At 32.9% G+C, this 7,685-nt stretch carries 5 protein-coding genes; all 5 read left to right on the top strand.

Translation table 11 applies throughout. The annotated features are described in order from the left end of the window. Positions 1–203: 203 nt before the first annotated feature. The 5 genes from D778_RS11260 (at position 204) to D778_RS11240 (ending at position 7,111) form a co-directional block, all read left to right on the top strand. Positions 204–764, top strand: a complete 561-nt coding sequence (locus D778_RS11260; protein ID WP_007650745.1) for a TIR domain-containing protein — start codon at positions 204–206, stop codon at positions 762–764. Between the two features lie 2 nt (positions 765–766). Then, positions 767–1,558 (top strand): TIR domain-containing protein, encoded by a 792-nt coding sequence (locus D778_RS11255; protein ID WP_007650744.1) that lies wholly within the window; start codon positions 767–769, stop codon positions 1,556–1,558. Then, a complete protein-coding gene (locus tag D778_RS11250; RefSeq protein ID WP_040492280.1) occupies positions 1,555–2,706 on the top strand; it encodes a toll/interleukin-1 receptor domain-containing protein in 1,152 nt (383 codons plus the stop codon). Before D778_RS11255 ends, D778_RS11250 begins: the two co-directional genes overlap by 4 nt. A gap of 2 nt (positions 2,707–2,708) precedes the next feature. Next, complete coding sequence (locus tag D778_RS11245; protein WP_007650742.1) at positions 2,709–3,650, top strand: hypothetical protein; 942 nt, start codon at positions 2,709–2,711, stop codon at positions 3,648–3,650. 278 nt (positions 3,651–3,928) lie between these two features. After that, positions 3,929–7,111 (top strand): Eco57I restriction-modification methylase domain-containing protein, encoded by a 3,183-nt coding sequence (locus D778_RS11240; protein ID WP_007650741.1) that lies wholly within the window; start codon positions 3,929–3,931, stop codon positions 7,109–7,111. Positions 7,112–7,685: the final 574 nt, after the last annotated feature.

The following is a 7,685-nucleotide window of genomic DNA, read 5'->3' as shown; positions in this document are numbered from 1 at the left end:
TGATTATATAATAAATTTAGTGAATTGTAAACTTAAGACGTGTAAAATTAATTGCTAGTTCTAGCCTACTTACGAATATTCCTGCGGAATATTCTATTCGGTTTTTATTTGCTAAATTAGTTACTTAAACACGCAACTAATCTTACACAAACACGTTGGCAACAATTGAGAAACACCCCTACATATAATTAAAAAATATAATTATGGCATGGTCAGGAATAAAAAGACGAGTATTTATATCACACTATAAGGGTGATAGAACAGAAGTTGATAATTTCATTTCGTATTTCGCAAATTCATTAGGAATTTTTACTCCATATGTTCTTGGGGCAAATGACAATGATGATTTTATTGATAGTTCAAATACAGATTATGTAATGAATCAAATCAGAACTAAATATCTAAAAGATTCAACTGTGACTATTGTTCTACTTGGGAGTTGTACTCATAGCAGAAGGTATATTGATTGGGAAATAAAATCGTCTCTAAGGCAAGGCGATTATACACCCAATGGTTTAATGGGAATTGTATTACCCAGCCAGAATAACAGTGCTTATTTACCTCCAAGATTTCAAAGAAATTGGAATCAAAACCATTCAGATTGTTATGCAAGATATTGGTCATATCCGACAACAGGTAGTCAACTTGGAGAATGGATTGATGATGCTTACATGGCGCGTACAACAAGGAATCATCTTATTGATAATCCACAAGATATGATGAAATATAATGCTGTTTGTAAAATTCATAATATAACTCATTAATTATGGATAAATGGGCAGATTTTTGTGTTTCACAAATAAAGTGGAATGAATCAGGTAAACAAATTGAAGAATTTATTGTACATGAAGACACTGGAGACTCATTAACTTCAGGCTCTAATAAATCTAGGAATTGGGTAATACAGAAAATTGATAATAACAAGACCTTTTGTACAGTTCAGTTAAATGAGACGGGTAAATGGAATAAGACAAGTAACATTCGATTAGAGAATGGAGCATTAAAATGGAATGATTCCAGTCTTCCACTAATCCAGACTAAAAGAAAAACATTTATCAGTTATTACCACAAAGATGACCAAAGTTCAAAAGAGGCATTTAAAAACTTAACAAGTGATTTAATTATAAATAAATCTGTAGAAGACGGAGATATTGATTCGGATGTAAGTGATGAGTATATTAAGCAACTAATTCAAAAAGGATATTTGAGCGATACGACTGTACTTGTTATACTAATTGGACCAAATACAAAATGTAGAAAACATATTGACTGGGAAATAAGTGGAGCACTAAATTTAAAAGTCGGAGACCATTTTGCGGGTTTATTAGGTTTAAAATTACCAAGTCATCCTGATTATGGAACAGGTAAGTACTCATATTCAGAGCAACCTCAAAGGTTAACAGATAACCTAAAAAGTGGCTATGCTATAATTAGGGACTTTACTACCGATAGAAAGAAACTACAAGAATATATTGAACTTGCTTTTAAGAAAAGGTCTTCCAATAGCGATGACCGAACAAATTCAAGGATTCAAATGAAAAGAAATACATGCTCATGACATATAAAAGCCCACTACAAACTTATGTAATATGGCATCCTAAATTTAAGGATGGAGAAAAATATGCCAACCGTATTTATAACTTACTTTGCCGTGATTCATCAAATCCACTTAGTAGAGGCATAGGCATACCAGTTTATTACCGAAGTTCTTACCCTATTGGAGATACCTTACCAATTCCAATAGAATTCAAGGACTCAAAGCGAAATGCATTGATAATTCTAATAGATGATGAAATGTTTAATGATGATAACTGGGGTGATTATATTGCTGAACTTCTTAAAAATGTTAATGACAAAACCAGAGTATTCCCCGTTGCGTTATCTCAATATGCATATCATCAAAATGAAGGTGAGTTAAATAAGAGTCAATTCATTCAACTTGACAAACAGAATGGTTTCGAAACCAAATGGGCTCTATTGAAACATGCTATTCTTCACGATTTATCGCGCTTAATGATAGATGTCGAATCATCTCATGAAGACTCAAATATGGAAGTTCCTCCTCCTATAAAAATCTTTATAAGTCATGCTAAATTAGATGGTGAAAGCATAGCTTTGGAGTTCAAAAATTATATTCAGAACAATTCTAAGCTTAAAACATTTTTTGATGCATATGACATAGCAGATGGATATGATTTTGACACACAGATAAAAAATAATCTTAAAAACAGTGCTGTTGTTGTATTCCACACAGATGAATACTCCAACAGAGAGTGGTGTAGAATTGAAGTTATTGTTGCCAAAAGAAATAAATCTCCATTAGTTATCGTGCATGATATAAAAAAAGGAGAAAAGAGAAGCTTTCCTTATATGGGCAATGTTCCTACAATTAAATGGAACAATAGATTTGAAGATGTAATTGATTTAACCTTAATGCAAGTTCTTAATAATAAATTTTCAAGAGAAAAAATCGAAGGAGATATTAAACTATTTGAATTGGACAAAAAGTATAACGTTTCTATATTATCAAGTCCTCCTGAGCTTTTTAACTTTATTGATTTGGAACTTCTGAAAAACACTGACAATGAAAAGAGGTTGATAGTTTACCCTGATCCTCCATTGGGTGTTGAAGAAGTGGATCTTCTAAATGAGTTTGATAAGGATCTTCAATTCCTAACACCAATTATGCTTTCTAAAATTGTATAGAGATGACTATGAAGAAAAAGAATATAAGTGGTGTGTCGGATGATGTATCTGCAAGTATTAAAAAGGATTTATCATCAAAAGACTCAGGTTCAAAAGGTTTTCTTGAAGAAAAGAAAATCAGTATTTCCATTTCGGAATCCGAAGACATTGGTTATTTAGGGTTTTCTATTGAGCATTTACAAGATGCGATGGTTGAGTTTGCACGACATTTACTTATTCAAGGTGCTCAACTTGTCTACGGTGGAGATTTAAGGAAAGATGGTTTTACAAGAATACTTTCTGACCTATCGTATCAATATCGAGATAAGACACAATATAAAAAGCAGTATATTTATAATTACTCAAGCTATCCTATCTATTTAAACTTTACTAATGCAGATGAACTTGAATTGAAAAAGAATAGAGTAAAGTTAGTAAAGGTAAAACCACCTGAAAGTATTAAAGAGATATCCAAAAAATTCTTCAAACCAGACACTTTAGAGTACAAATCCAATTGGGCAGATTCTCTTACAAAGATGAGAATAGAGTTGAATAAAATAACTGATGCTTGTATTATCATTGGTGGTAAAACAAAAGGATATTCAGGAGCAATGCCTGGTCTTCTGGAAGAAACTCTTATTGCATTACAAAATAAAAAACCAATATATTTAATTGGTGCGTATGGTGGAGTTACTCAAGAGATTATTAAGGCTCTGCAAGGGAAAGAATCGCCTAAAATATCTACTGATTATCAAATGGAGGATGAAGATTATGCTGCTTTTATGGATTACTACAAAAAAGTAGATTATGAAGAGGCAATCAAGAATCTAAATACATATGGATTAGAAACTTTATCTGAGAATAATGGTCTAACTCCTGTTGAAAATAGTATTTTATTCAGCACTAAAAACATTCCCGAAATGGTATTTTATGTTATGAAAGGATTGAAGAACCTTAAGAAATAAAACTGTTGCCAACATTTTGTATAAGTAATGGCAGGCAAAGTAGCAAATATCAAGGTTTGTAGCCCGCTCAAACTACGTAGCGGTTTGACAGGTAAGTGCCACGCAATCTGCCACTACTCATACAATTTACCGTTACCTGCAAGCTAGAAAAAGCAACCGCTCAAACAGCACATTTATTTTTTTGCCAACGCGAAATTCCAACGCTCAAAAAAATAAAAGAGCTGTTTATTGCCAATGCTCGGAATTATATTAAATTTGAAAGAAAAGATTAAAATTTTATGAGCTTATTTCAAAACTCTGTTCTAAACAAATACTTAAAAGGATTGGAGTCCGAAAAAGTCAATCAAGCTTACGAGCGATTTATAAGCCATTTCCATAATCCGACCATTCAAGAAAACATCCGAAATTCAAAAGAGGAACAATACCAAGGCGAATTTTTAATTGACCTATTTGTGAATGTTTTAGGCTACACCAAAAACCCAACGCCTGACTTTAATCTCACAACGGAATTAAAAAATATAACAGGTTCCAAAAAGACAGATGGAGCAATTCTAAAAGGCGAAAATGCACTTGCAGTAATCGAACTAAAAGGAACAAACACAACCGATTTAAGCAAAGTAGAAACACAAGCATTTGGATATAAAAACAACCAAACTGGTTGTAATTATGTCATTACTTCCAACTTTGAAAAGTTACGTTTTTACATAGACAACGCAGTTGACTTTGAGGAATTTAATTTATTTCAACTTTCAAAAGAACGTTTTGATATTCTGTGGCTTTGTCTTTCATCAGAATATCTTTTAAAAGACATTCCTAAAAAGATTAAAGACGAATCTTTAACACAAGAGGAAAACGTCACCAAAAAATTATACAAAGATTACGCGTCTTTTAGAAACGAGATTTTTGATGCCATCCAAAAAGAAAACCCTGAATACGGCAAACTAACCCTATTCAAGAAAACACAGAAATTACTCGACCGGTTTCTGTTTATCTTTTTTGCAGAAGATAGACTCTTGTTGCCTCCTAACTCTATTCGTTCCATATTAAACCAATGGGCTGACCTGCGAGATAAATATGATGAATATTTTCCTCTGTACAACCGTTTTAAAAAGTACTTCGGGTATATGAACACAGGGCACAAAGGACAGCAACACGATATTTTTGCTTACAATGGTGGTCTTTTTGCACCAGACGAAATTTTGGACAACATAAAAATAAATGACGAGTTACTTTACAAACACACCCTTAATTTAAGCAACTACGATTTTGAAAGCGAAGTAAGCGTAAACATTCTCGGACACATTTTTGAACACTCGTTAAACGATATTGACGAAATCCAAGCCGAAATTCAAGGAGTTGCAACTGACCAAAGCAAAACAAAACGTAAAAAAGACGGTGTTTTTTACACGCCAAAATACATTACCAAATACATTGTAGACAATACAGTTGGCAAACTTTGCGAGGAAAAGAAAACCGAACTCGACATACAAGAAGCTGAATACGAGAAAGAACGGAAAGGAAGAAAATCCACAACCCTTAAAAATTTAACGCAAAAACTTGAAGATTACAGAAAGTGGTTATTACAGATTACCATTTGCGACCCAGCTTGTGGAAGTGGTGCTTTCTTAAACCAAGCATTGGAATTTCTTATTGCAGAACATCAATACATTGATGAATTACAAGCCAAACTTTTTGGAGATGCAATGATATTAAGCGAAGTTGAAAACTCAATTTTAGAGAACAATTTGTTCGGTGTAGATATTAACGAAGAAAGTGTAGAAATTGCCAAATTATCACTTTGGTTACGTACTGCACAAAAAGGCAGAAAACTAACTTCATTGAATGATAATATAAAGTGTGGCAACAGCTTAATTGACGATCCGACTGTTGCAGGAGATAAAGCCTTTAATTGGCATAAAGAATTTCCAGAAGTTTTTGCAAAAGGAGGCTTTGATGTTGTTATTGGGAATCCGCCTTATGTCAGAGTTCAGAATTTGGATTATTTAACTATAGATTTTTACAAAACAAATTATGATGTATGTCATCAAAGAGTCGATTTGTATTTATTGTTTTTTGAAAAAGGGTTTACAATTCTAAACAACAAAGGTATTCTCTCATATATTAATCCAACTATGTTTATCAATTCAGATTACGGTATTGGGTTAAGAAAATTTTTAAAGAATACAGGAATACTTGAAATAGTTGATTTTGGTGATTTATCAATTTTTGCTGATGCAATTACGTACACTGGAATTTTTACAATAAGTAAAGAAAAAAAATCAGATTTTGATTACGTGAAATTTGATGAGTTGATAGATCTACCAAATGACTTAAGTAATAAGTCGAGAATAAAAATAGAAATAAAAGGCTTATCCGATGAAGGTTGGATTTATTCATCTAAAGAAGAAAAAAAGATACTTGAAAAGCTAGAAACCAAAATTAAATTATCAGACATTGCAATAATTAATTCAGGCTGTTTTACTGGCTATGATGAAGCTTTTTTTGTTGATAATAATGACATCAATGATTACAATCTAGAAAAAGATTTAATCTTTCCAGTAATTATGGGAAAAGAACCAAAACGTTATTCCTTGAATCCACCAATAAAAAAAGCTATTTATCCATATGTAAATAGTAATGGAAAAACAGAACTAATAAGTGAAGAAGCTTTAAAGAATTATCCTAATACATACAATTACCTTTTAAAAAACAAGGAAAAATTACTACAGAGAAAAGACAGTAGAAAAACTTTTAAAGAAATGGGAAGACCTTGGTATAGTTATACTAGAAAAGGGTTAATTGAAGTTTTCGAAAGCGATAAAATTCTCGTTGGTTATATAGTTAATGATAACACCTACTGTCTGGATGATGATAAATTTATTTTCAGTGTCGGTAGAGTATTTGGGATAGTCCCACAAAATAACTCTTTAAAATTCGGATTGTTAGGTCTTTTAAATTCTAAAGTATCTAAATATTTAATGAAACTAAAATGTCCAATAAAAAAGGGTGGCTATTTTAAAATATCATCAAAATATTTATCGGAGTTTACAATTCTATCAGAAAAACATCTTTTGACACTAACAGATATTGTGAAAGAGCAAATAAATACAAACAATATTTATAATCAAAATATTGAAAATTTATTGAATTTATTGATAAACAAATTCAATATCAACAGTTCTAAAAAATTAGAAACTTGGCACGAATTAGAGTTTGGAGATTTTTTAAAGGAGTTAGAAAAAGCCCGTAAAAAGTCAGCAAAAGAAAACGAAACAGAGTACAGTAAACTATCATTAAGTGAAGAAGCAGAATGGATGCAGTATTTTAAAGAGCAAAAACAAAAAGCAACCGAATTAAAAGCAGAAATTGATAAAACGGACAAAGAAATAGATCAAATGGTTTATGAGTTGTACGGATTAACAGACGAAGAAATCGCCATCGTTGAAGACTCAACAAGGTAAATAAGTATTAATTGGCGATTCACGAACACCTTAATTTAAATAAAAAAAAGTGAGTAAATAAAGATTGTGGAAGAAGCCACCGCATAAGCCAAACACATTTGCAATTCGCTTCAGCCAACACAAAACAAAAACCTAAAGCCCTTTTAAGGGCTTCTATGCTACCATAAAAACAAACTTACCCTAAGAGTAGTAGCCAAACCCCAGTCATGGAGCGGTACACTTCAGTGATTACCTGTCGTAGCCCAGTGTTTGCCCGTTGGACTTCAGTGATAGCCCGTTGGACTTCAGTGATTGCCCGTTGGACTTCAGTGATGGAGTGTTGGACTTCAGTGATGGAGCGTTGGACTTCAGTGATTGAGTGGTACACTCCAGTGATTGAGTGGTACACTTCAGTGATGGAGCGTTGGACTTCAGTGATGGCCCGTTGGACTTCAGTGATGGCCCGTTGGACTTCAGTGATGGAGCGTTGGACTTCAGTGATGGCCCGTTGGACTTCAGTGATGGAGCGTTGGACTTCAGTGATGGAGCGTTGGACTTCAGTGATGGAGTGTTGGACTTCAGTGATTGCCCGTTG

The organism is Xanthomarina gelatinilytica, from assembly GCF_000348685.1.
GTDB classification, from domain to species: domain Bacteria; phylum Bacteroidota; class Bacteroidia; order Flavobacteriales; family Flavobacteriaceae; genus Xanthomarina; species Xanthomarina gelatinilytica.
This window is presented reverse-complemented; position numbering and strand designations above follow the sequence as displayed.